The following is a 24,464-nucleotide window of genomic DNA, read 5'->3' on the forward strand; positions in this document are numbered from 1 at the left end:
CGTCAATGCGCGGCCGCGACCAGCGGACGTGCGAACGACGGATCGATCAGCGCATCGACGATCTTCGCCGGATCGACACCGGGCTTGACCAGTTGCTCGTCGGTCAGCACCGGCGCGGCGGCCTTCAGCGCGACGCGCTGCACGTCGCCCGGCACCGGATCGCTGAAATCGTTGCGCTGCAGTTGCAGCTTCGCCACCGGCAGCGACACCTTCGATTCGTCGGCGACGATCTTCGCGGTGTCGTCCGGATGCGCGACGATCCACAGCCGCGCCTTCTCGTACACCTTCAGCACGCGCGTGACGGCCTGCGGATACTGGCTCGCGAACGCCTCGCGCACGTTCAGGAATCCGTAGGTATTGAAGCCGACGTTGCGATACAGCAGGCGCGCGCCGTCGTCCACCTGCGCGGCGGCCATGTGCGGATCGAGGCCGGCCCAGGCGTCCACCTGGCCGTTGGCGAGCGCGGTGCGCCCGTCCGGGTGCTGGAGGTTGACGAGTTCGACGTCGTCGCGCGACAGGCCCACCGTGTGCAGCGCGCGCAGCGTGAACAGGAACGGATCGGTGCCGCGCGTGGCCGCGATCTTCTTGCCCTTGAGGTCGGCCAGCGTCTTGATCGGCGAATCCTTGCGCACCACCAGCGCGGTCCACTCGGGCCGCGAGAACACGTAGACGGCGTGGATCGGGTTGCCGTTGGCGCGGCCCAGCACGGCCGCGAGGCCGGCCGTCGAGCCGAAATCCACCGCGCCGCTGTTCAGGTATTCGAGCGCGCGGTTGCTGCCGAGGCTCAGTACCCAGCGGATCTCGGTGTGGTCGGGCTTGAATGCGTCTTCGAGCCAGCCGAAATGGCGGATCACGAGGCTTTCGGGCGAATAGTAGGCGTAGTCGACGCGGATTTCGGCAGGCGCGGCGGCGGGTTTCGCGGCCACGTCGGCGGCCTGCGCGGCCGGGGCGGCGGCGATCGAACCGAGGGCGGCAAGGGCGGCGAACGCGCCGATCGTCAGGGCCGCGCGACGCAGCGCGCGAGTCCAGGACAGCTTCATGGAATGGTCTCCGGGCGGGCGGCGGGATGCCGCTGATCAAGCAGGATGACCTTTCAATGTACGCAAGCGCGGGCGCTGCGCGAACCAAGAAATCGTCGCTAGGAAAGCGCACCGCGTGATAAGGGCGGCCGCCAGCAGATTCGCCGGCGGCACGGTATCGTGAGCGCTCCGCCAACCCGACGCCGCGCGCGCGGCGACCGACGATGACCCGCAAACGACAACTGCACCTGGGCGCCTTCATGCGCCCGGTGAGCCTGCATACCGGCGCATGGCGCCATCCCGATGCCTGGCCCGACGCGAACTTCAACCTCAGGCACCTGGTGCATTGCGTGCAGACGCTCGAACGCGCGAAGTTCGACGCGTTCTTCATGGCCGATCACCTCGCCGTGCTGAACATGTCCACGCAGGCGCTCAAGCGCAGCCACACCGTGACCTCGTTCGAGCCGCTCACGCTGCTGTCGGCGCTGGCGATGGTGACCGAGCGGATCGGGCTGGTGGCCACCGCCTCGACCAGCTTCGAGGCGCCGTATCACGTCGCGCGCCGCTTCGCCTCGCTCGACCATCTGAGCGACGGGCGCGCGGGCTGGAACCTCGTGACCACCTCGAACCCCGACGCCGCGCTGAACTTCGGCCTCGACGAGCACCTGGAGCACGACGCGCGCTACCGCCGCGCGCGCGAATTCTTCGATGCCGTCACGGGCCTGTGGGATAGCTGGGCCGACGACGCGTTCGTGCGCGACGTGGGCAGCGGCCTGTACTTCGACCCGGAGAAACTGCACGTGCTCGGCCATCGCGGCGAGCATTACGCGGTGCGCGGGCCGCTGAACATCGCGCGGCCCGTGCAGGGCTGGCCGGTGGTGGTGCAGGCCGGCTCGTCGGAGGCCGGCAAGCAACTGGCGGCCGAGACGGCCGAGGCCGTGTTCACGGCGCAATCGTCGCTGGCGTCCGGCAAGCGCTTCTATGCCGACGTGAAGGGCCGCCTCGACCGGCTCGGCCGGCCGCGCGATCACCTGAAGATCCTGCCCGGCGCGTTCGTGGTGGTGGGCGATTCGCTCGACGAGGCGCGCGAGAAGCGCGCGTTTCTCGACACGCTCGTGCACGACGACAGCGGCTTCGCCTCGCTGTCGATCGCGCTCGGCCACGACGTGTCGGGCTTCGATCCCGACGCGCCGCTGCCCGAGATCCCCGAAAGCAATGCGAGCCACACGTCGCGGCAGCGCGTGCTCGACCTGGCGGCTGGCGGTTTGAGCGTGCGCGAGCTGGCGCAGCGGGTGGGCGGCTATTCGGGGCTGGAATTCGTCGGCACGCCGGCCGATATCGCCGATTCGATGCAGCAGTGGCTGGAGGAGGAAGGCTCGGACGGCTTCAACGTGATGTTCCCGTACCTGCCCGGCGGGCTCGACGATTTCGCGCTGAAGGTGGTGCCCGAGCTGCAGCGGCGCGGGATTTTCCGGCGCGAGTATGAAGGCACGACGCTGCGCGAGCATCTGGGCTTGCCGAGGCCGGAGAACCGGTTTTTCCCGGGGTGAAATTGGGCGGATTGACGTTGAGGGGGGATTCCTGCGGCCGGGTTGTCGGTGGTGGCAAGTCCGGCCGCCGGTGAGCGCGAATCTGGCGGACTGATAGCCGGCCGGATGAGATCCGGCCGTCGGCGTGCGAGTGTCGAGCGGATTGATAGCCGACGGGATGAGGTCCGGCAGCGGGTGAGCGGTAGCCAGGCAGCCCGACAGCCGACGGGTTGCCGATCCGGCACATCCGCACCCCGAAATGGCCCGCGAGCGCGCGCCGTGGCGGCGGCGCGCAAGGCTCGACCGCATGGCCCGCTTTTTGCACGGTAGTGCTCCGCGAAACCGGCCCGCACCGTCCAACCGCGGTGCGCCGGGGCGCGCCGGCCCGAGCCGGTGTGCAGGAATGTCGCTGCCGTGCGACGCGTTTGTATTTTTTACGCGCGTGCGGCCGACGCCGGCCCTCGACCCCATCAGTCAACGGAATCCGCCATGTTCATGAACGAGTGGTTTTTGCGGCGCGCACTGGCCATCGCCTGCACGCGACAGGTCGGCACGGCGGATCGCGTCGGCCGCCCCCAGGTGATCGCCTATCTGGCCGAACGGGCCACGGCCGGGCCGCGCATGCTGGTGACCGGCCTGAGCGGCGATACGGTGGCGGCGCTTGGCGGCGAGCAGCCGAGCGAGGCGGCGCAACCGGTGTCGATGGCGCTGCCCGAGGCGGCGCGCCGCAAGATCCGCTACGTGGTGCACGTGCGCCGCCACATGTTCCACGAGCGCCGCGCCTGGCGCGTGGTGCTCGGCACGCGGCTGCAGACCTACCGTCTGGCCGCCTGGCTCGGCGACCTGCGGCTGCGCGGCTTCTGGCTCGCCAACCCGCTGCGGGCGGCGCGCATGGAAGTGCTGGCGCGCATCGCGGCACTGTCGGCCGAGCTGTCCGATGCGGTGGCGCCGCGCGCGCTGCTGGCGCTGGCCGATTGGCCCCAGGTGCCGCGCGACGCGGCGGTGGACGAGCGGCATCGCTATCTCGACCGCACGCTCGCCGTGCTGGTGGCGTCGGGCTTCATCCGCAAGACGGAGGCGGGCGGTTTCGAAGTGCAGCCGCGCGGCGCCGAGGCGCTCGAACGCTACGACGCCGATTTGCAGCGTCACAGCCACCGCGTGTCGATGCGGCGCGCGCTGAACGTGCTGGTGGTGGCGTCCGGCATCGCCGCGCTGGAGGCGGGCGGCGCGGGCGTGGCGCCGCCCGCGCCGGTCGCCAGCGGGATCGGCGCCGAGATGTCGTGCTCGCCGGGCGCCGGCTGCGGAAGTTGCAGCAGCCTCTCCGGCAACGCGAACGGCAATGCCAACAGCAGCAACGACAGCGGCGACGATGCCGCCGCCGCCCCGCTCGCACTGCAAACCGCGCACCGGTTGCACGGTCAGGCGCGCCGCCATCGGCTGTCTCGCGGCCCGGTGGTCACGCGCGACGATCACGCATTGCCGTCGCCCGATCTCGATGCGCCGGCCGTGCTCGCCCCGGCGCTCGTGGTGCCGGCGCGCGTGCGGGCCGCCGTGGCGCAACAGCATGCGTGACACATCGTGAAGGGGATTCCGGGCGTCGACGTTTCCGCTCTCCTCACCGCTGCGCGTTCACATACTTGAACGTGCCCTGCGCGCTGGCGATCAACAGCGTGCCATCCACCCAGGCCTCGGCTCGCGCGAAGAAAATCGAGCGGCCCGCGCGCTCCAGGATGCCCTTGCCGACCACCCGCGAGCCGAGCCCCTTGTCGAGGTAGTTGATGGTCAGCGACAGCGTGAAGCCGTGCCGAATGGGCGTGTCCGGCGGCGTGAACAGCCCGGCATAGCCGGCGGCGGCGTCGAGCAGCGTCGCGATCGCGCCGCCTTGCAGCACGCCTTGCCGGTTGAGCTTGCGCCCGTCGATCGGCATGCTGATTTCGGCATAGCCGTCGCGCCAGGCGTCGAGTTGCGCGCAGAGGGATTCCAGGAACGGGTTGTCTTCGAAGAGTCGGGACATGGGCGGTGACGGCGAGGTGAGCGGGTGAATCGGACGGTGGGCCATTGTAAGGCGATCGTCCGCGCCGCTTACTCCGGCTCGCCGTGCAGCTCGATCCGGTTGCGTCCGCGCGCCTTGGCCCGATACAGCGCCTTGTCGCAGCGCGACAGCACCTGATCGACGCCGAGGTCGGCCGCCGTCATGCGGTCCACGCCGATGCTGACGGTCAGCCCGACGCACTGTCCCGCGAATTCGAGCGGCGACGCGCCGATGTGGCGTTGCAGCCGCAGCCCGAACGCCATCGCCGCCTCGATGCCGAGTCCCGGCAGCACGATCGCGAATTCCTCGCCGCCGATTCGCCCGACGATATCGGCGCTGCGCGCCGCGTCGCGCATCAGGCGCGCGAAATGGCGCAGCGCGTGATCGCCGAGCGCGTGGCCCCAGCGGTCGTTCAGCGATTTGAAGTGGTCGAGGTCGAGCATCAGCACGGCGGCCTCGCCGTGACCCGCGCGCCGCAGGCGCTCCAGCTCCGCGGCGCTCTGCGCGAGGAAATCGCGCCGGTTCGCCAGCTCGGTCAGGTGATCGATGGTGGCCAGCTCGTGCAGCTCGGCCTCGATCCGCTTGCGCTCGGTGGTGTCGGACACGAAGCCGTGCCATAGCGTGCCGCCGTCGGGCAGCCGCTGCGCACGCGCCTCGCCGTGCCGCCAGCGCAGCCCCTGGCGCGGCAGCAGCACGCGGTATTCGAGCCGCCACGGCGCGAGCGTCGCGGCCGATTCGCGCAGCGATTGCCGGTACATCGCCCGGTCGCGCGGGTCGATGCGTGCGTCGACCGACTCGGCGTCGATCGCGGCTTGCGCCGGATCGAGTTCGTAGATCTGCTCGATGCCGCGGCTCACGTAGCTGAACTGCGGGTGGCCGTCGGCCGGCTCGCGATACTGGAACACCAGCCCGTCGACCTCGTCGGTCAGGTTGGTGATCAGGTCGATGCTCTGCTGGAGCCGCGCGGCGGTTTCGCGCAGCGCGGTGATGTCGGTGGTCGCGCCGACCATGCGCAGCGCGCGGCCCGCGCCGTCGCGGCTGACCACCTTGCCGCGGCTGCAGATCCACTTGTAGCGGCCGTCCTTGCAGCGAATGCGGTGCTCGACCTCGTAGCGGTCGGAGCCGCCCTCGAAATGCTGGCGCATCTGCGCCTGCACGTAGGCGCGATCGTCGGGATGCAGGCGGTCCACGGCGTCCTCGATGCGCGTGCTCAGTTCGTGCGGCGCGTAGCCGAGGATCGCCTTCCATTCCGGCGAATAGCGGATCTCGCCGGTGGCGATGTCGCGATCCCAGATGCCGGTGCCGCTGCCGTTCAGCGCCAGCGCGACGAGGTCGTGGGCGAACGGTGCGCATGCAACCGGTTCGGCGCCGGGGGGCGCGCAGGCGGGTTCCCGCAGCGCGCGTTCGAGCGCGGCGCTGGCGAGCGCGGTGAAATCGTCGAGGGCGGCGAGGGTGTTCGGCGTGTGCGGGGCGGGCGAGATCAGCAGCAGGGCGCCGAGGCGCGTGCCGTCGGCGGCGCGCAACGCGCAGGCGGCGCGCGAGGTGGAGCGTTCGATATCGGGTGCGTGGCTCGCGCGGGTGGCGAACGGGTCGGACGGCAACGGGGCCGGCAGCGTGCCTTCGATGCCGAACAGATAGGGGCCCTCGGCCGCCGATACCACGATCAACGCCGCATCCGCCCCGAAATGCGCGCGTGCCAGACGCAGCAGCGCGGCACATTCGGTATTGACCGGCGGGCCGTCCGCGGGCGCGACCGCGATCTCGTCGGTTTCGGAAATCGGCATACGAAAAGCCCCTGATGCAACCAGGCCGGCGCGAGCGCCCATCGCACGCTGCCGACTTGTTTAGGCTCGCTAATCATAAAGCGGTTTGATGACGGGATGGCCATGTGGCGACGGCGCAGGGAGGTTTCCGTGCGCCGTCGTGGCTGCCGTGCGATGCGGCGCAATGCGGTGGATGCGGCAGGCCCGCGACGGTGGTAAGCGGCGATGCCTGAAGCGGGGCGCTCCCGGCGGCGGCGCGATGCGCAGCGATGCGTCACGCGATGCCGATATAATCGTCGCGCCATTCAACGAGGACATCGCATGAAATCAGTGATCGCCGTACTTGTCGCATCCACCATCGCAACGGCCGCGTTCGCCGCCAACCCCGTCGAGAAGCTGCCGTCCGGCGTGACGGTCGAGACGCTCAAGCCGGGCACCGGCGCGCAACCGACGGCCAGCGACGTGGTCACGGTCAACTATCGCGGCACGCTCGCGAACGGCACCGAGTTCGACGCGTCGGCCAAGCACGGCGGCCCGGCCACGTTCCCGCTCGGGCAGGTGATCCCGTGCTGGACGCAAGGCGTGCAGAAGATCAAGGTGGGCGGCAAGGCCAAGCTGACCTGCCCGGCGGCCACCGCCTACGGCAGCCGCAGCGTCGGCTCGATCCCGCCGAACAGCGACCTGACGTTCGAAGTCGAACTGCTCAGTATCAGCAAGTAAGCCTGACGCCCGGCGAGCCGGGCGTTGGCGCAAGCGGGCCGCCGTGCAACGCGGCGGCCGGCAGTTTCGCGGCGTGGCGTTTCGCGCCGCGTTTTCCGTTTTGGCCCCTGTCGCCACCTTCGCACCGGGGCCGCCGTGCCCGGGCCGGGACCGGTTTTTGCCGCTTGCCGGGTACGACCGGTGCGGCCGTTTGCCGGATCGCCGCGCAGGAACGACGGCGCGCGCTTTGAATCGAAGCGTTTCCGGACACGCCCGAAGCCGCGCCGTGAAAGCTGTATGAATATACAGTATAGTGTCTGCCTCGCGCGTCGACCCGGCGAAGCTCGCCAGCCCCGCCGCCCAACCCGCCGCTCAACTTCTTCATACGGACAGGCCAATTGTCATCCAGCCATCTGATCCGCATTCGCGGAGCACGCCAGCACAATCTCAAGAACGTCGATCTCGACCTGCGCACCGGCGAGATGACCGTGGTGACCGGCCCGTCCGGCTCCGGCAAATCGAGCCTGGTGTTCGACACGCTGTATGCGGAAGGGCAGCGGCGCTACGTCGAAACCTTCAGCGCCTACGCGCGGCAGTTCCTCGACCGGATGGACCGGCCGCAGGTGGACCGCGTGGACGGCGTGCCGCCGGCCATCGCGATCGACCAGACCAACCCGGTGCGCAGCTCGCGTTCGACGGTCGGCACCATGACCGAGCTGAACGATCACCTGAAGCTGCTCTACGCGCGCGCGGCGCAACTGTTCGACCGCGAGAACGCGGAGCCGGTGCGCCATGACACGCCCGAAACCATCTACGCCGAGCTGGCCGCGCGTGCCGAGGCCGACGATCCGCGCCTCGTGCTGACGTTCCCGGTGGAATTGCCCGACACGGTCACGCCCGAGGAAGTCGAGCAGTGGCTGTCGGCCAGCGGCTACACGCGCGTGCAGGCGCAGCGCGAGGTGGCGTCGCCCACCGGCGCGCGCAAGCTGCTCGACGTGGTGGCCGACCGCTTTCGCCTGAGCCGCGTCGACAAGGCGCGCGTGGTCGAGGCGATCGAGGCCTCGCTCAAGCGCGGCGGCGGCCGCCTCAGCGTGTACGTGCTGCCGAACGATGCCGGCGACGCCGGCGACGGCGCACCGGCCGCACCGACCGCCCAACCCGAACCCACGCTCTGGCGCTTCTCCACCGGCCTGCACAACCCCGACAGCGACCTGCGCTACGCCGAGCCGCAAGCGGCGATGTTCTCGTTCAACTCGGCCTACGGCGCGTGCGAGGCCTGCCGTGGCTTCGGCCGCGTGATCGGTGTCGATCTCGGGCTGGTGATCCCCGATGCGCGCAAGACGCTCAGCGAAGGCGCGATCAAGCCGATGCAGACGCCCGCCTGGAAGGAGTGCCAGGACGACCTGATGCGCTACGCGGCCAAGGCCGGCATTCGGCGCGGCACGCCGTGGGCCGAGCTGACCGACGCCGAGCGCGACTGGGTAATCAACGGCTCGCCCGACTGGAACGGCAAATGGCAGACGCACTGGTACGGCGTCAAACGCTTCTTCGGCTATCTCGAAACGAAAGCCTACAAGATGCATATCCGCGTGCTGCTGTCGAAATATCGCAGCTACACGCCGTGCGAAACCTGCGGCGGCGCGCGCCTGAAGACCGAATCGCTGCTGTGGCGGCTCGGCTCGCGCGAGAATGCCGACGCCGTGCTCGCGCCGTCGGCGCGCTTCCTGCCGCGCGGCGTGGGCTGGCGCCGCGAGCAGTTGGAAGCGCTGCCGGGCCTGACCGTGCACGACCTGATGCTGCTGCCGATCGAGCGCATTCGCCGCTTCTTCGACGAGATCGCGTTGCCCAGCACGCTGCTCGACGACGCGCTGAAGCTGCTGCTGGCCGAGGTGCGCACGCGGTTGAAGTATCTGTGCGACGTCGGCATCGGCTACCTGACACTCGATCGCCAGAGCCGCACGCTGTCGGGCGGCGAGGTGCAGCGCATCAACCTGACCACCGCGCTCGGCACCTCGCTGACCAAGACGCTGTTCGTGCTCGACGAGCCGAGCATCGGCCTGCATCCGCGCGACCTGAACCGGATCGTCGAGGCGATGCAGCGGCTGCGCGACGCGGGCAACACGCTGGTGGTGGTCGAGCACGATCCGTCCGTGATGCTGGCCGCCGACCGCCTGATCGACATGGGGCCGGGGCCGGGCGAGCGCGGCGGCGCGATCGTCTACGACGGCACGCCGGCCGACATCCGCTCCGCCGATACGCTGACCGGCGCCTACCTGGGCGGCCGCCGCCACGTCGCGCATGCATCGAACTGGGCGCGCCGCCCGGTGGACGCGAACACGCCGCGCATCGTGCTGGAAGGCGCGAGCGAGCACAACCTGCGCGACGTCACGGTCGAGATTCCGCTGCAACGGCTGGTGTGCCTGACCGGCGTGTCCGGCTCGGGCAAATCCACGCTGCTGCAGGACGTGCTGTATCCGGCCATGTCGCGTCATTTCGGCAAGGCCACCGAGGCACCGGGCGCGTTCCGCCGCCTGAGCGGCGCCGATCAGGTCAGCGACGTGGTGTTCGTCGATCAATCCCCGATCGGCAAGACCACGCGCTCGAACCCGGCCAGCTACGTGGGCGCGTTCGACGAGATCCGCAAGCTGTTCGCCAAGGCCCCGCTCGCGCTGCAACGCGGCTACGGCGCGGGCGTGTTCAGCTTCAACACCGGCGACGGCCGCTGCCCGACCTGCGGCGGCTCGGGCTTCGAGCACGTCGAGATGCAGTTCCTGAGCGACGTGTACCTGCGCTGCCCCGATTGCGACGGCAAGCGCTACCGCGACGAGATCCTCGAAGTGCGGATCGAGCGCGACGGCCGCGCGCTGAACGTGGCCGACGTGCTGGAGCTGACCGTCAGCGAGGCCGCCGGGTTCTTCGCGGCCGATGCCGAGGTGCTGCGCGTGTTGCAGCCGATCGTCGACGTCGGCCTCGAATACGTGAAGCTCGGCCAGCCGGTGCCGACGCTCTCGGGCGGCGAGGCGCAGCGCCTGAAGCTGGCCGGTTTCCTGGCCGAATCGGCGGTGGCGATCAGCGCGGCCGAGAAGGCCGCCAAGTCGGCGGAATCCGCGAAATCCGCCAAGGCCGGCGCGGCGAAGTCGTCCAAGGCCGAGAAGGCCGGCAAGGCGGCCACGGCAGGCCGCCTGTTCATGTTCGACGAACCGACCACCGGCCTGCACTTCGACGACATCGCCAAGCTCATGCAGGCGTTCGGCAAGCTGCTCGCGGCCGGCCATTCGCTGATCGTCATCGAGCACAACCTCGACGTGATCCGCGCGGCCGACTGGCTGGTCGATCTCGGCCCGGAAGGCGGCGACGGCGGCGGCCTGGTGCTGTGCGCCGGCACGCCCGACGACGTCAAGGCCTGCGCCGGCTCGCATACCGGCGTGGCGCTGCTCGAATACGATCGCACCATGGGCCGGCCGGCCACGCTGGCCGACGAGGGCGTGCCGTTGCAGGCGCGCCTGAAGGCGATGCGCGAGCGCCGCGCGGTGGAAGGCGAGGACGTGGTGCGCATCGTCAACGCGCGCGAGCACAACCTGAAGGCGCTCGACGTCGATATCCCCCACGGCCGCTTCAACGTGATCACCGGCGTGTCCGGCTCCGGCAAATCCACGCTGGCGTTCGACATCCTGTTCCACGAGGGCCAGCGCCGTTACCTCGAATCGCTGAACGCCTACGCGCGCTCGATCGTGCAGCCCGCCGGCCGCCCCGAGGTGGACGCCGTGTACGGCATTCCGCCTACCGTGGCGATCGAGCAGCGCCTGTCGCGCGGCGGCCGCAAGAGCACGGTGGCCACCACCTCCGAGGTGTGGCACTTCCTGCGCCTGCTGTACGTGAAGCTCGGCCTGCAGCACTGCATCCACGACGGCGCGCCGGTCACCTCGCAAACCGTCGATTCGATCGTCGCGCAACTGCTGCGCGATCATCGCGGCGAACACGTGGGGCTGCTCGCGCCGCTGGTCGTCAACCGCAAGGGCGTGTACACCGACCTGGCGAAGTGGGCCAAGGCGCGCGGCAGCACGCATCTGCGCGTGGACGGCGAATTCGTGCCGGTGGACCCGTGGCCGAAGCTCGACCGCTTCCGCGAGCACACCATCGAGCTGCCGGTGGCGGACCTGGTGGTGTCGCCCGATCACGAGGCCGAACTGCGTCAGCGCTTGAACGAGACGCTCGAACTCGGCAAGGGCGTGATGCACCTGCTCGCGCCGCTCGACGGCCTGGTGGGCGCGATGAGCAAGGAGCGTTCGACGGCGCGCATCGGCACCGTCAAGGTGCTGTCGGTCAAGCGCGCCTGCCCGGTGTGCGGCACCAGCTACCCCGAGCTGGACCCGCGCATGTTCTCGTACAACAGCAAGCACGGCTGGTGCACCAGTTGCGTCGGCACCGGCCTTGCGCTCACGCGCGAGCAGCGCGCCGCCTACGACGACACCGTGCTGGCGGACGACAACCGCGGCCGCGAGCAGACCTTGCCGTCCGAGGAGCAGGAACCGGACGGCATGGGCGACACGCCGTGTCCCGATTGCCACGGCACCCGGCTGAACCCGGCGGCGCGCGCGGTCGGCTTCGCCGGCAAGTCGATCACCGACGTCGCGCAATGGACCGTGACCGACACGCGCCGCTGGATCGACGGGCTGAAGCTCGACGGCCGCGACGCGCAGATCGCCCGCGACATCGTCAGCGAGATCGGCAGCCGCCTCGCGTTCCTGGAGGAAGTGGGCCTCGGCTACCTGAGCCTCGATCGCGCCGCGCCGAGCCTGTCGGGCGGCGAGGCGCAGCGCATCCGGCTGGCCGCGCAACTGGGCAGCAACCTGCAGGGCGTGTGCTACGTGCTCGACGAGCCCACCATCGGCCTGCATCCGCGCGACAACCAGATCCTGCTCAACGCGCTGCGCAAGCTCGGCGACAAGGGCAATACGCTGGTGGTGGTCGAGCACGACGAGGACACCATCCGCCGCGCCGATCACGTGATCGACATCGGCCCCGGCGCCGGCAAGCGCGGCGGCGCGCTGGTGGCGCAGGGCAGCGTGGCCGACCTGGCCGCGCAGCCCGATTCGCTGACCGGGCGCTTCCTCGCGCACCCGATCGTGCATCCGTTGCAGGCGCGCCGCGAGGTGCTGCCCGTCACGGCCAGGCGCGAGACCGCCACGCCCGAGCAATGGCTCACCGTGCACGGCGCGAACCTGCACAACCTGCGCGACGTGACGGTCGGCATTCCGCTCGCGCGGCTGGTTGCCGTGACGGGCGTCAGCGGTTCCGGCAAATCCACGCTCGCGCGCGACGTGCTGATGACCAACCTGCTCGACGCCGTGGGGCGCTCGGTGCTGTCCTCGCCCGCCACGCGCCGCGCGCGCAAGACCGCCGAAGCCGCCGCGCCGTCCACCCGCAGCCGCAGCAGCGTGCTGGCGCGCAGCGCGCCGCGGCCCGCGCTCGATGTCACGCATGCCTGGCAGGGCTGCCAAGCGATCAGCGGCTGGGAACCGATCGACCGCGTGCTCGAAGTCGACCAGACGCCGATCGGCAAGACGCCGCGCTCGTGCCCGGCCACCTATATCGGCGTGTGGGACACCATCCGCAAGCTGTTCGCCGATACGCTCGAAGCCCGTGCGCGCGGCTACACCGCCTCGCGCTTCTCGTTCAACACCGGCGACGGCCGTTGCCCGGCCTGCGAGGGGCAGGGCGTGCGCACCATCGGCATGAGCTTCCTGCCCGACGTGAAGGTGGCCTGCGACGTCTGCCACGGGCAGCGCTTCAACCCCGAAACGCTGGCCGTGACGTGGCGCGGCAAGAACATCGGCGACGTGCTGACCATGGAGATCGACGAGGCCGTGGAGTTCTTCTCGGCCATCTCCAACATCTCGCATCCGCTGCAACTGATGAAGGATGTCGGCCTCGGTTATCTGACGCTCGGCCAGCCGTCGCCCACGCTGTCGGGCGGCGAGGCGCAGCGCATCAAGCTCGTCACCGAATTGAGCAAGGTGCGCGACGACGTCACGCGCCGCGGCCAGAAGGCGCCGCACACGCTGTACGTGCTCGACGAGCCCACCGTCGGGCTGCACATGGCCGACGTGGCGAAGCTGATTCGCGTGCTGCACCGGCTCGTGAACGGCGGCCATAGCGTGGTGGTGATCGAGCACGACCTCGACGTGATCGCCGAGGCGGACTGGATCATCGATCTCGGGCCGGAAGGCGGCACGGCGGGCGGCACGATCGTGGCGGCGGCGAGCCCGGAAGCGCTGGCGCGCGTGCGGGCCAGTCATACCGGGCAGGCGTTGGTGCCGGTGCTGGCGCGCACGGCGAGCGCGGAGGCGGAGGCCGTTTCGGTGGATTGAGCGGGCGTTGCCGTTGCGTGAACGAGCCAAGCCCCGGTGTCGTGAGACATCGGGGCTTTTTTTCGGGTTCGTTTTTTCGGATTTTCGCGCGGGGCTGCGTTCAGGGCAGGCTCAACGCGCGTGCACCGTCAACGCCACCAGCCGGGCGACCACGGGGCGCACGATCAGCACGCAGACAAACGCCGACGGCATCGCCACCCGATACGCATTCATCACATTTCCGAAGTAATGCCCGTCGACACCGAACTCGGCGACTGTGATCACGAGGCACATCAGAAACGCCATGATGGTGGCCATGTACAGTGCGAAAACATACGGGGTGGACGAGGTCGGGAAGCGGATTCGGCGGTTTTGCGGCGTGGTGACGGTCATGGGTTCAATCTCTCCGGTTTGGGCTGCGTGATGGGACGGCCAGCGTAACAAGCCGGGGTGCGCGTCGGAAGCCGGCGGATGCTTGATTCATTTTTAAGTAAAATTTACGAAATGATCGATAAACGTGACGATAAACGTCACTGAGCACGGCAAAGGACGATGGATATTCTCGGGTTGATCAACTGCTTCATCCGCGTCGTGGAGACCGGCAGCATTGCGGGCGCGGCACGCGCGCAGGGCGTCAGCGCCGCGGCCGTGAGCCAGAGCATCGCGCGGCTCGAAACGCATCTGGGCGTGCGCGTGCTGTCGCGCACCACGCGCAGCATGGCGCTCACTGAAAGCGGCGCGCGTTACTACGCCAAGGTGCGCCATATTCCCGGCGATATCGATCAGGCCTCGCAGGCCGCGACCGTCGAGGCGGCGCCGCATGGGCCGCTGTGCGTCGCCACGACGGCCGCGTTCGGCCGCCACGTGCTGGCGCCGTTGATGCCCGGCTTCAAGGATGCCTACCCGCGTATCGATCTCGAACTGATCAGCACCGACCGGGCCGTCGATCACCGCCTGGAGGGGGTGGACGTGAGCATCCGGATCGCCGCGCAACTCGATGAGCGGCTGATCGCCCGGCGCATCGCGTCGAGGCCGTTTCTGTTCTGCGCGTCGCGTGCGTATCTGAACCGTGCGGGCCTGCCGCTCACGCCCGAGGACTTGAAACATCACGCCTGCATCGTGTTTCGATATCCGACCGATGGCCGGTTTTTACCGTGGGGATTCGTGCGCGACGGGCAGCGCTTCGACGCGCCGGTCAACCCGGCGTTCATCTGCGACGACATCGACATGCTCGCGCAAATCGCCGCGAACGGTGGCGGCATCGCGCGGCTCGCGAGTTTCGTGGCGCAACCGCTGATCGACAGCGGCAAGTTGGTGACGCTGTTCGAGCCGCGCGATCGGGGTGTCGTGCAGGCAGAGCCGGAGCCGATGGAGCTGTATGCCTGCGTGGCCGAGCGATCGGCGATGAATGCGAGGGCGAGGGTGTTTATCGAGTTCGTGGAGGAGGCGTTGCGGGGTGAAGCGGTCGCCTGAAACACCGGCGATCTAGTGAGACTCGCCGGGTAACTATGTGGCCCAAAATGTTGTCGGTGTATGTCAATCAGAAGAATCTGGAACCCTAGGTTTTTGGATTCTCGTCAACTACCTGATCATTTTTGATCGTCATTTTCTGGTGTTTCGATATTCTCGCGCCCAATAACTGCATGGGCGCAGGCCGCGCCGACGAGAATGAACAAGAATGCGCATCGCCTGGTGTATTCCAGGCTTCGGGAGACGGTGGTGGCCGTTGCGGAGACAGCAACGGCCCAAGGGAAATCGGCAACGGGCGAGGCGCGTGCGCGGCCGTGCGCGTTGGCGTCGGGCGTTTGTGTTCGCGTGGTTGTGGCGGGCGTCGCTGTGCTCGGCATGCTGCCCGCTTTGTCCGATGCGCAGATTGTGCCGACGCCAGGCACCAGCACGCAGGTGATTCAGACGCCGAATGGTTTGCCGCAAGTGAATGTGGCGCGGCCTTCGGGCGCGGGTGTATCGGTCAACACCTATCATCAGTTCGATGTCCAGAAGCCCGGCGCGATCCTGAATAACTCGGCTGCGATGGTTCAGACCCAGCAGGCGGGCTGGATCAACGGCAACCCGAATTACAACGCCGGACAGGCCGCGCGGATCATCGTCAATCAGGTCAATAGCCCGAATCCTTCTTCGATCCGAGGCGCGCTGGAAGTCGCGGGCGCTCGCGCTGAACTCGTCATTGCCAACCCGTCGGGGATCTTTGTCGATGGTGGTGGCTTCCTCAATACCAGCCGCGCAACCCTGACAACCGGCGTGCCGTTTTATGGCGCGGATGGGTCGCTGGCCGGTTACAACGTCAATCGCGGGCTGGTGACTGTCGCCGGTTCCGGCTTGAATGTCGACAATATCGATCAGGTCGATTTGATTTCACGCGCGGTGAAGCTGAACGCGGCGATCTACGCGAAGAAACTGAACGTGATTGCCGGTGCCAGCCAGGTTAACCACGACACGCTTGCCGCAACGCCAATTTCCGGCGATGGCCCCGCTCCGTCGATTGCGATCGACGTGGCGCTGTTGGGCGGCATGTATAGCAATCAGATCTTTCTCGTCTCGAACGAGCACGGTGTGGGGGTGGCCAACGCCGGCACGATCGGAGCGGGGGCCGGTGATTTCACGCTGCAGGCGGATGGCCGGATCGTGCTCACGGGCACGACGACCGCGAGCGGCAATCTTGCGTTGTCGGCTGCGGATGGCATTGAAAACAGCGGCACGACGTACGCGAAGCAATCGCTGTCGGCCAGCACAAGTGCCGATGTTACGAACAGCGGGACGCTCGCGGCGCAGCGGGATACGTCGGTGAATGCCGGCAGCGTCAATTCGACCGGCACGCTCGGCGCGGGTGTGAATGACGATGGATCGGTGGGGCATGGCGGCGATTTGAGCCTGACGGCTTCGGGTCAACTGCGTGCGACCGGCCAGAACTTGGCGGGTGGTGATGCGTCGTTGACCGGTGCGAATGTGAATCTCGCCGGCAGTCGGACGGCGGCGAACGGCGATCTCTCGCTGAACGCGACGGCTGGCGATGTGAGCTTGTCGAACGCGACGACGAGCGCACAAGGCACCATTCACGCGAAAGCTTCCGGGACGGTAATCAACGATCACGGCAGCCTGTCGAGCGGCGGCGGCACGATGCTGGTTGGCGGTGCGCTCTCGAATCAGGGCGGCAAGGTGTCGTCGCAAGGTCCGCTGTCGGTGAATGTCGCTGGCCGGGTCGACAACCAGTCTGGCGAGATGGTGTCCGAGAGCACGGTGGACATGCACGGCGGCGCAATCGCGAACAATCAGGGCACGCTGCAAAGCGCGGGCGGCATGAAGGTGGCCGGTGCATCGCTGGACAACACGGCAGGCCGACTCACCTCGCTCAATGGCGATGGCCTGTCTGTGACGACGAGCGGTCAATTGACCAATGCCGCCGGTACGGCGGCGAACGGCGCGCAAGGCGGTGTTATCGGCGGCAATGGTGCTGTTTCGGTCAGCGGCGCAAACGTCGTCAATCGCGGCGCGATCACATCCAATAAGAATCTCCACGTTGCGGGCCAATCGGTCGATAACAGCGGCGGCTCGCTGCAGGCCGAGCAGAACGTTGCGGTGGACGCCGGTGCGCACCTGAGGAACAACAGCGGTTCGATTGTCGGCCAGACGGCAACGGTCAGCGCGACGACGCTCGATAACAACGCCGGTGCCGTGCAGGCCGATCAGGTCTCGCTAAATGCGACGGACCTGACGAATCACGGCGGCACGATCACACAGACCGGCTCCGGTGCGATGAATGTGAACGTGTCGCACACGTTCGACAATTCCAACGGCGGCACGCTGCAAACCAACAGTGCCGACCTCACGCTCAAGTCGGCATCGCTCGTCAACGACGGCGGCACGATCACGCATGCAGGCAATGGCACGCTGACGCTTGGCGGTGGATCTGGTTCGGTATCGAACGTAGGTGGTTCGATCGCGAGTAACGGGCGCGTTGTCGCGCAAGCCGGCGCGCTGGACAACACCTCAGGCTCGATCAACGCGCAGGCTGGATTGACGGCAAGCATCGGCGGCGCGTTGAACAACGCAAACGGCAAGCTGTTGTCGAACACGGATTTGGGTATCGCCAGCGGCACATTGGCGAACGACGGTGGCCAGATCGGTTCCAGCGCGAACGCGACGATCCACACCGGCTCCATGACGAATCACGGTGGTTCGATTGTCGCGCCGAATCTGTCGTTCACCGCCAATTCGATACTCGACAACAGCGGCGGCAACCTCGAAGCCAATCAGCTTGCATTGACGGCCGCCAACCTCGTCAATCACGGCGGCACGATCACGCAATACGGCTCGTCGGCAATGGGCCTCAATGTCGGCGGCACGCTCGATAACTCGGCAGCCGGCGTGATCCAGACCAACAGCACGGACCTGACGCTCGCGCCCGCCGAGTTGAATAACGCGGGCGGCACGATTACGCATGCCGGCACGGGCATGCTGACGATTGCCTCGGGCAATGGATCGAGCGCATTGAACAACGCGTCGGGCACCGTCGTGACGAAGGGGCAAGCGGTTGTTATCGCGGCTTCCTTGAACAACGCGAGCGGTGTCCTTGCGGCACAGCGCGGCGTCAACGCCACGATTGCGGGCGACGTGAACAATGCACAGGGCCTGCTGCGATCGGATGTGTCGTTGTCATTGAAGAGCGGCGGAACGCTGTCGAACCATGGCGGCCACATCCAGGCGGGGCAATCGACCAACGACGACACCAGCACGCTCGATATTCAGTCAGCCTCGATCGATAACGCAGACGGCGCTATTGTCGACCTCGGTGCGGGCAGGATGTCGGTACAAGGCGGCAGCCAGATCGCGAACAGCCATGCCGATGGTGTAGCGGGCATGGGCGCGATGACCGGCAATGGCGACGTAACGATTACGGCAGCGTCGGTCAACAACACACAGGGCGGCCAACTCAGCGGTGGCTCGCTGCACGTCAATGCAGATACCGTTGACAACAGCGGTGGCCGAATTGGCAACGTCACGCATTCGAACGGCGACGTGAGCGTCACGACAGCCGGCGCAATCACGAACACGAACGGCCAGATCGGTTCGACGCATGACTTGTCGGTTGCGGCGGCTACGTTGCAAGGCGGTGGCACCTATAGCGCGACGCATAACGCCAACTTAAGACTCTTGGGCGATTACACGGCGGCATCCGACACGCAATTCAGCGTCGGCCACGATCTTGCGTTTACGTTGCCCGGCACCTTCACGAACAACGCGGACCTTCAATCTGTCAATGACCTGAGCGTCAACGCCGGCACGATCATCAATGTTGGCGCCTTGACAGCTGGCGGTTTGCTGCACACGCAATCGATCACCTTGATCAACACAGGCGCGCTCGTCGGCGCCAGCGCTTCGCTCAATGCAACGAGCACGATCTCGAATCTCGGCCCGACCGCGCTGATGGGTGCATCGGACAGCAATGGCACGCTCGAGGTCCTCGCGCCCAACATCGAGAACCGCGACGACACGACCGCCACCGATTCAATGGCGACAACCGCCTTCTTCGGCATGGGCAGAGTCGTGCTGGCAGGCGGCAAGGACGCGAACGGCAACTACACGAACGCGGCGCGGGTCAATAACGTATCGGCCCTGATCCAGTCCGCAGGCGACATGGAATTGCGCGCCGACAAGGTGACAAGCACGCGCCGCGCGATGACAACCTCGACCAGCGCAATCGATCCATCGCTGCTCGGACAGTTCGGCATCCCGATCAACGGCCGCACGGGCCAAGTTGGCGTGAAGAATCCGGACAGCATTGGCGGCGTCTACACCGAGCCACCGCATGGCGGTAAATGGAACAGCACCTATCAGTTCACGACCTACTACGCCGACAGCGCAACGGCAACGACCGTGACCGGCTTTAGCCCGGCCGCGCAGATCGTGTCGGGTGGCAAGATCGATGCGTCGTCGGTTGACACGCTGCAGAACTACTGGAGCAACATCGCAGCGGTTGGCGACATCACGATGCCGGCGCATTACGACGCCGATGGCTGGGCCGCATCCGGCCAGAAGCTTCCGGGTGTTTCGGTTTCCTATTCAGGGCAATACCACTACAACAACTACGACAACAGCAAACACGACTGGCAGTTGCCATTCGGCAATGCGCCGTTCGTTGGCGGCCATCCCGGCGGCTTCACGCAGGCGGCGCCGGCTGACGTCAGGGATTACAAGCTGCCGGGTTACTTCTCGACGTTGAGTTCCAACGGCACGATCTCGGGCACGGGCGTCAGCGTCAGCAACACGGCGGCTGATTCGTCGATTCCGTCGCTCGGCTTGCTGCCGGGGCAGTCCGTGCCGTGCCTCACGCCGACGAACTTGAGCGGGAATGCGAATGGTGCGAAGTCCGAAGCGTCGTCCGTGCAAAGCGGAACGCCCGCGCCGGTTGATCCCATCATCGCCAGCGCAACCGCGCTGAACGTGCTTAACAACCTCACGATTCCACAGGGCGGCCTGTTCAAGCCGACCACCGTGCCGAACGCGAGCTACGTGATCGAAACGAATCCTGCGTTCACGAGCCAGAAGCAATTCATTTCGAGCGACTACTTTTTCGGCCAGCTCGGCGTCGATCTCACGCATATCCCGAAGCGTCTCGGTGATGGTTTCTACGAACAACAACTCGTGCGCAATGAAATCACATCGCTGACCGGCAAGGCCGTGCTTGGACCGTATGCGGACCTGCAGACGATGTACCAAGCGCTGATGGCTGCCGGTGCCGATCTGTCGAAGTCGCTCGATCTGGCCGTGGGTGCGAGCCTGTCGCCCGATCAGGTATCGAAGCTGACCAGCAACGTGATCTTGATGGAAACGCGCGTGGTCGACGGGCAGTCGGTGCTCGTGCCGGTCGTGTATCTCGCGAAGGTCAGTCAGCAGAACATAGATGGCCCGTTGATCGGCGCGACGAACATCGATTTGCAGAACGCAGAGTCATTCGCGAACAGCGGCACGATCAAGGCCGACAACACGCTGGCGATCCAGGGCAAACAGATCGACAACGCATTCGGCGCGCTGCAAAGCGGAGAATTGATGTCGCTGAAGACCGAGAACAACATCGATCTGACGTCGGCAAACGTGAAAGCTGGCAGCCTTCAACTGAACGCCGGAAAGAACCTGATTCTCGACGCGGCGACGAAGACGAACACACACGTGAGCCGCGACGGCGCGACGAGCGTGGTGACGACGCTCGGGCCGACCGCGAAACTGGATGTTGCAGGCGACGCGTCGATTGTCACCGGTGGCAACCTCCAGCAAAACGCGGGCAATCTAGTGGTCGGCGGCAACCTCGGTATGAATGTCGGCGGCGATTGGAATCTCGGCGCGGCACAGACCGGCGAGCACAAGATCGTGCAGCGCGCGCACGGTGTGTCGAACACCGACATCAACAAGGTGACCGGAAGCTCGGTGAGGGTCGGTGGGCAATCGAGCATCGGCGTCGGCGGAAACCTTACCGCCAAGGGCGCGCAAATCGATCTTGGCCAGGGCGGCACGATCGCCGCCAAGGGCAACGTCACGCTCGGCGCGGCGAGCGCGACGTCGACCGTGAACAGCAATAGTTCAGGCAGCGATAGCCACGGCCGCTACGCGGAAACGCTTCACACGTCGGATCAGGCGCTCACCGGCACGACGCTCAAGGGTGGCGACACGGTCAATATCGTGTCGGGCAAGGACGTCACCGTCAGCGGCAGCGTGATCAGCCTCGACCAGGGCAACGCGAACCTGCTGGCAGCCGGCGATGTGAATATCGGTGCAGCAACCGAAACGCACGAGCTGAATTCGCACGAAACGCACAGCCACAACAATGTCGTGAGCGGCGTGAAGATTGCGAGCGGGATCGACCAAGCAGCGACCCTCAATCGCGGCAGTCTGGTGTCGGCAGACGGCGTGAACATCGCTAGCGGAAAGGACGTCCATGTTCAGGGCAGCACTATCGTCGGAACGAACGACGTGACACTGACAGCCGCACGCGACGTGACGGTGACGACGTCGCAGGACACCTTGCAGTCGTCGAGCTACTACGACAAGAAGGAATCGGGGCTGACGTCGGGCGGTGGATTGTCGTTATCGGTGGGCAGCAGCGCGCTGAAAACGACCAGTCAGACAACCGAGGTATCGAACACCGGCAGCACGATCGGTTCGCTGAACGGCAACGTCGGCATGACGGCCGGCAACGATCTGCACGTGACCGGCAGCGAACTGATCGCAGCGAAGAATCTCAGCGGAACAGGCGCGAACGTCACGATCGATGCAGCGCAGGACACGAACCACCGTGGTGAAACGCAGAAAGTCTCGAAGAGCGGCCTGACGTTGGCATTGAAAGCACCCGTGATCGACGCGATATCGAACGCCGTGGATCAATCGCGCGCGTCCGGCAATAGCCAGGATGGCCGCGCAGCAGCGCTGCACGGGATAGCGGCGGCCAGCGCGGCATGGGATGCGAACATGGTTGCGGGTGATCTGGTCAAGTCACTGGCCGCAGGCGAAGCGCCCCAGTTCAAGGTGGAGATCAGCGTCGGCGGCAGTCGCAGCAAGAGCGCGTTTTCGGAAGACAGCGTGACAAATCGCGGTTCCAGCGTCACAGCAGGTGGAACGGCGGCGTTTGCTGCAACGGGGGCCACCCAACCAGGAAGCGGCAATCTGACGATCGCCGGCTCGAACGTGAACGCAAACGATGTGATTCTCGCGGCGAAAAACCAGATCGATATCGTCAATACAACGGATACCGATTCGACACGGACTACGAACGAATCGAAGAGCGCGAGCGTGGGCGTATCGGTCGGCACGGGCGGGTTCGGCGTTTCCGCGGCGATGTCGAAAGCCAACGGCGACGGCAACAGCGATCTGGCGACGCAAAACAACAGCCACGTGAATGCGACCAACGGCGTGACGATCATCTCGAGCGGTGATACGAACCTCATCGGCGCGAACGTGAAGGGCAATCAGGTGAACGCCGATGTGAGCGGAAACCTGAACATCGCGAGCGTGCAGGACACGTTGTCGAGCGCGGCGCATCAGTCGAGTACGGGCGGTGGCTTCAGTGTCAGCCAGAGTGGTGGTGCCAGTGCGAGCTTCAGTCACAGCAAGGGCAAGGCGTCGGGCAGCTATGCTGGCGTCAATGAGCAGGCCGGGATTCAGGCGGGAGACGGCGGGTTCAATATCAACGTCGGCGGCAATACCGATCTGAAAGGCGGGCTGATTGCGAGCGACGCGGATGCATCGAAGAACACGTTGACGACGGGTTCATTGTCTTTCGCGGACATGCAGAATCAGTCGCACTACGACGCGAAATCGAGCGGCTTCAGCGCGGGTGGGACAACCGGTGATGGCGGGATGAACTACAGCACGCACGGCAGTACGTCGGGAAAGAATGCCGGCGGTGTGTCGCCGATGCTTGGCCAGAGCGAAACCGGCAGCGATAGCGCGACGACGAAAAGCGGCGTCAGTGCGGGCACGGTCACGATTACGGATTCGGCGAAGCAGAAGCAGGACGTGGAGAGCTTGAATCGCGAGACGACGGATACGAACGGCACCGTCGCCAAACTCCCCGACACGCAGAAGCTGTTGAGCAATCAGGCGGACATGATGGCGGCTGCGAGTGCGGCAGGCGAAGCGGTGTCGCGCCGAATCGGGGACTACGCGGACAAGATGAAGAAGGATGCTGCGGCGAACGGAGATCAAGCAGGCGTCGACGCGTGGAAGGAAGGCGGCGCGAACCGGGCGCTGATACAGGGTGCCGGCGCGGCGTTGATGGCGGGAATAGCGGGTGGAAATGCGGTAGGTGGGGCAGCCGGTGCAGCGATTGCGTCGATCGCTTCGGGCAAGTTGAATGAATTGAGTAGCGCGATTGCTTCATCCGATCCGACGGGTAACAGCGATATGAATCAGGCGTTGGGCAATATTGCGGCGAATGCGTTGGCGACGGGGGCGGGTGCGGCTGTAGGTGGGGAGTCGGGGGCGTTCTCTGGGTACAACGTTGATCGGTTTAATCGGCAGAATCATGAGCAAAATGATCTTGCTACAAAGAAAAAAGACTTTGTCACGCAGGTGTGTCCTGCAGGGGCACAGTGTAGCGATGCTGTATTGCAGGCGGCGATCCAGGCCCAGATGGCAAATGGAGACGCCGCTGCTGCCGGCCTTCAGCCAAATTACGCGACTGTCAATGGAAGCGTATTATCGGTTAATGGAACATTTTCAGTTAATTTGTATGACGGGCAACGGTATGTTGGTGGTGGGATATCGATGATCAATCCGTCGGCAATTTCGTGGATGCCAGGCAGTACTGCAACGCTGGGATGGATATTTGGTGCGAATAATGCAGGCGCAACCAATTCTTTTTTGAATGGTGACGGTAGTCAATACTTTGTTTCAGTGCCAACACCTTTTGGTGTTAGTGCGTTCGCTGCGATTTCTCATGCTTATGGTGGGGGTACTGCGATTGAAGTTGGATTCGGCTCACTTGGTGGAAAATCGATTGGAGTAATGCCTTGGGGGCATTCTGAATCTGTGGGTAAAAATTAAGGGAGGTTGGTATGGCGGCTGGCGGAGGGCCAACGCCCGAACAGTGGGCGCGCATGAGCAAAAGGCAAAAGATTATTTACTGGATATTTGTCGGTGTGGTCGCGCTAGTGATAGGGGAGGCTGTATTTGAAAAATTATTGAGGTAATAAAAATTCTACTTTGAATTATTGTGCCGCCAAAAATGCCAATGCGTCAAAGAACACGTTGACGATGGGTTCATTGTCTTTCGCGGACATGCGGAATCAGTCGTACTGCGACGCGAAATCGAGCGGATTCAGCGCAGGCGGGACAACCGGTGATGGCGTGATGAACTACAGCACGCTATTGGGTCCGGTATTGCAGGTTGCTTTGGATTGGAGGCTGCTGCTGCGACAGTAAATAGCGTTAAAAACCAGTTGGGGGATAATAAATGATCCGTCTCGCGATTTTGTTTGTTTTGGTGTATGTCTCGTCTTTGCTATGTTTGCTGGCAATTAAGATAACTTCCATGCTGATGGCGATCGCATTTTATGGGGTGA

General features: G+C 65.8%; 10 protein-coding genes. 6 read left to right on the plus strand and 4 right to left on the minus strand.

Annotated elements, in window-relative coordinates; translation table 11 throughout:
• Positions 1 to 2: 2 nt before the first annotated feature.
• On the minus strand, positions 3 to 1,040 hold the full coding sequence (locus AB4851_RS10940; RefSeq protein WP_414447214.1) for an aliphatic sulfonate ABC transporter substrate-binding protein: 1,038 nt from the start codon (positions 1,038 to 1,040) through the stop codon (positions 3 to 5).
• 203 nt (positions 1,041 to 1,243) lie between these two features.
• On the opposite strand from AB4851_RS10940, the gene AB4851_RS10945 reads away from it, so the two are divergent.
• Both AB4851_RS10945 and AB4851_RS10950 read left to right on the plus strand, forming a co-directional pair.
• Positions 1,244 to 2,569 (plus strand): LLM class flavin-dependent oxidoreductase, encoded by a 1,326-nt coding sequence (locus AB4851_RS10945; RefSeq protein WP_414447215.1) that lies wholly within the window; start codon positions 1,244 to 1,246, stop codon positions 2,567 to 2,569.
• A gap of 474 nt (positions 2,570 to 3,043) precedes the next feature.
• On the plus strand, positions 3,044 to 4,120 hold the full coding sequence (locus AB4851_RS10950; protein ID WP_414447216.1) for a hypothetical protein: 1,077 nt from the start codon (positions 3,044 to 3,046) through the stop codon (positions 4,118 to 4,120).
• A gap of 43 nt (positions 4,121 to 4,163) precedes the next feature.
• On the opposite strand, the gene AB4851_RS10955 is transcribed toward AB4851_RS10950, so the two are convergent.
• Positions 4,164 to 4,562: a PaaI family thioesterase gene (locus tag AB4851_RS10955; RefSeq protein ID WP_414447217.1), complete on the minus strand. Its 399-nt coding sequence runs from the start codon at positions 4,560 to 4,562 to the stop codon at positions 4,164 to 4,166.
• A gap of 68 nt (positions 4,563 to 4,630) precedes the next feature.
• The gene (locus AB4851_RS10960) at positions 4,631 to 6,364 is read right to left on the minus strand and encodes a diguanylate cyclase (protein WP_414447218.1); all 1,734 of its coding nucleotides are present in this window, start codon (positions 6,362 to 6,364) and stop codon (positions 4,631 to 4,633) included.
• A gap of 300 nt (positions 6,365 to 6,664) precedes the next feature.
• Between AB4851_RS10960 and AB4851_RS10965 the strand changes: the two genes are divergently transcribed.
• Both AB4851_RS10965 and uvrA read left to right on the plus strand, forming a co-directional pair.
• Entirely contained in the window at positions 6,665 to 7,063 is a 399-nt protein-coding gene (locus tag AB4851_RS10965; RefSeq protein ID WP_414439622.1) for an FKBP-type peptidyl-prolyl cis-trans isomerase, read from the plus strand.
• Positions 7,064 to 7,440: 377 nt separating this feature from the next.
• Positions 7,441 to 13,413, plus strand: coding sequence for an excinuclease ABC subunit UvrA (gene uvrA, locus AB4851_RS10970; RefSeq protein ID WP_414447219.1), 5,973 nt, complete (start codon positions 7,441 to 7,443; stop codon positions 13,411 to 13,413).
• Between the two features lie 111 nt (positions 13,414 to 13,524).
• Here the strand turns inward: uvrA and AB4851_RS10975 are convergent, their stop codons facing one another.
• Positions 13,525 to 13,785, minus strand: coding sequence for a DUF2798 domain-containing protein (locus AB4851_RS10975; protein ID WP_414439620.1), 261 nt, complete (start codon positions 13,783 to 13,785; stop codon positions 13,525 to 13,527).
• Positions 13,786 to 13,944: 159 nt separating this feature from the next.
• On the opposite strand from AB4851_RS10975, the gene AB4851_RS10980 reads away from it, so the two are divergent.
• Positions 13,945 to 14,865, plus strand: a complete 921-nt coding sequence (locus tag AB4851_RS10980) for a LysR family transcriptional regulator (protein ID WP_414447220.1) — start codon at positions 13,945 to 13,947, stop codon at positions 14,863 to 14,865.
• A 195-nt stretch (positions 14,866 to 15,060) separates the two neighbouring features.
• Positions 15,061 to 23,946 (plus strand): hemagglutinin repeat-containing protein, encoded by an 8,886-nt coding sequence (locus AB4851_RS10985; protein ID WP_414447221.1) that lies wholly within the window; start codon positions 15,061 to 15,063, stop codon positions 23,944 to 23,946.
• The last annotated feature ends 518 nt before the right edge of the window (positions 23,947 to 24,464 follow it).

It is taken from the genome of Burkholderia sp. 22PA0099, from assembly GCF_047497165.1.
GTDB lineage: Bacteria > Pseudomonadota > Gammaproteobacteria > Burkholderiales > Burkholderiaceae > Burkholderia.

Coding starts and splice junctions, on each gene's coding strand:
- AB4851_RS10940 (WP_414447214.1), bottom strand. CDS start 1,040: ATGAAGCTGTCCTGGACTCGCGCGCTGCGTCGCGCGGCCCTGACGATC.
- AB4851_RS10945 (WP_414447215.1), top strand. CDS start 1,244: ATGACCCGCAAACGACAACTGCACCTGGGCGCCTTCATGCGCCCGGTG.
- AB4851_RS10950 (WP_414447216.1), top strand. CDS start 3,044: ATGAACGAGTGGTTTTTGCGGCGCGCACTGGCCATCGCCTGCACGCGA.
- AB4851_RS10955 (WP_414447217.1), bottom strand. CDS start 4,562: ATGTCCCGACTCTTCGAAGACAACCCGTTCCTGGAATCCCTCTGCGCG.
- AB4851_RS10960 (WP_414447218.1), bottom strand. CDS start 6,364: ATGCCGATTTCCGAAACCGACGAGATCGCGGTCGCGCCCGCGGACGGC.
- AB4851_RS10965 (WP_414439622.1), top strand. CDS start 6,665: ATGAAATCAGTGATCGCCGTACTTGTCGCATCCACCATCGCAACGGCC.
- AB4851_RS10975 (WP_414439620.1), bottom strand. CDS start 13,785: ATGACCGTCACCACGCCGCAAAACCGCCGAATCCGCTTCCCGACCTCG.
- AB4851_RS10980 (WP_414447220.1), top strand. CDS start 13,945: ATGGATATTCTCGGGTTGATCAACTGCTTCATCCGCGTCGTGGAGACC.
- AB4851_RS10985 (WP_414447221.1), top strand. CDS start 15,061: ATGAACAAGAATGCGCATCGCCTGGTGTATTCCAGGCTTCGGGAGACG.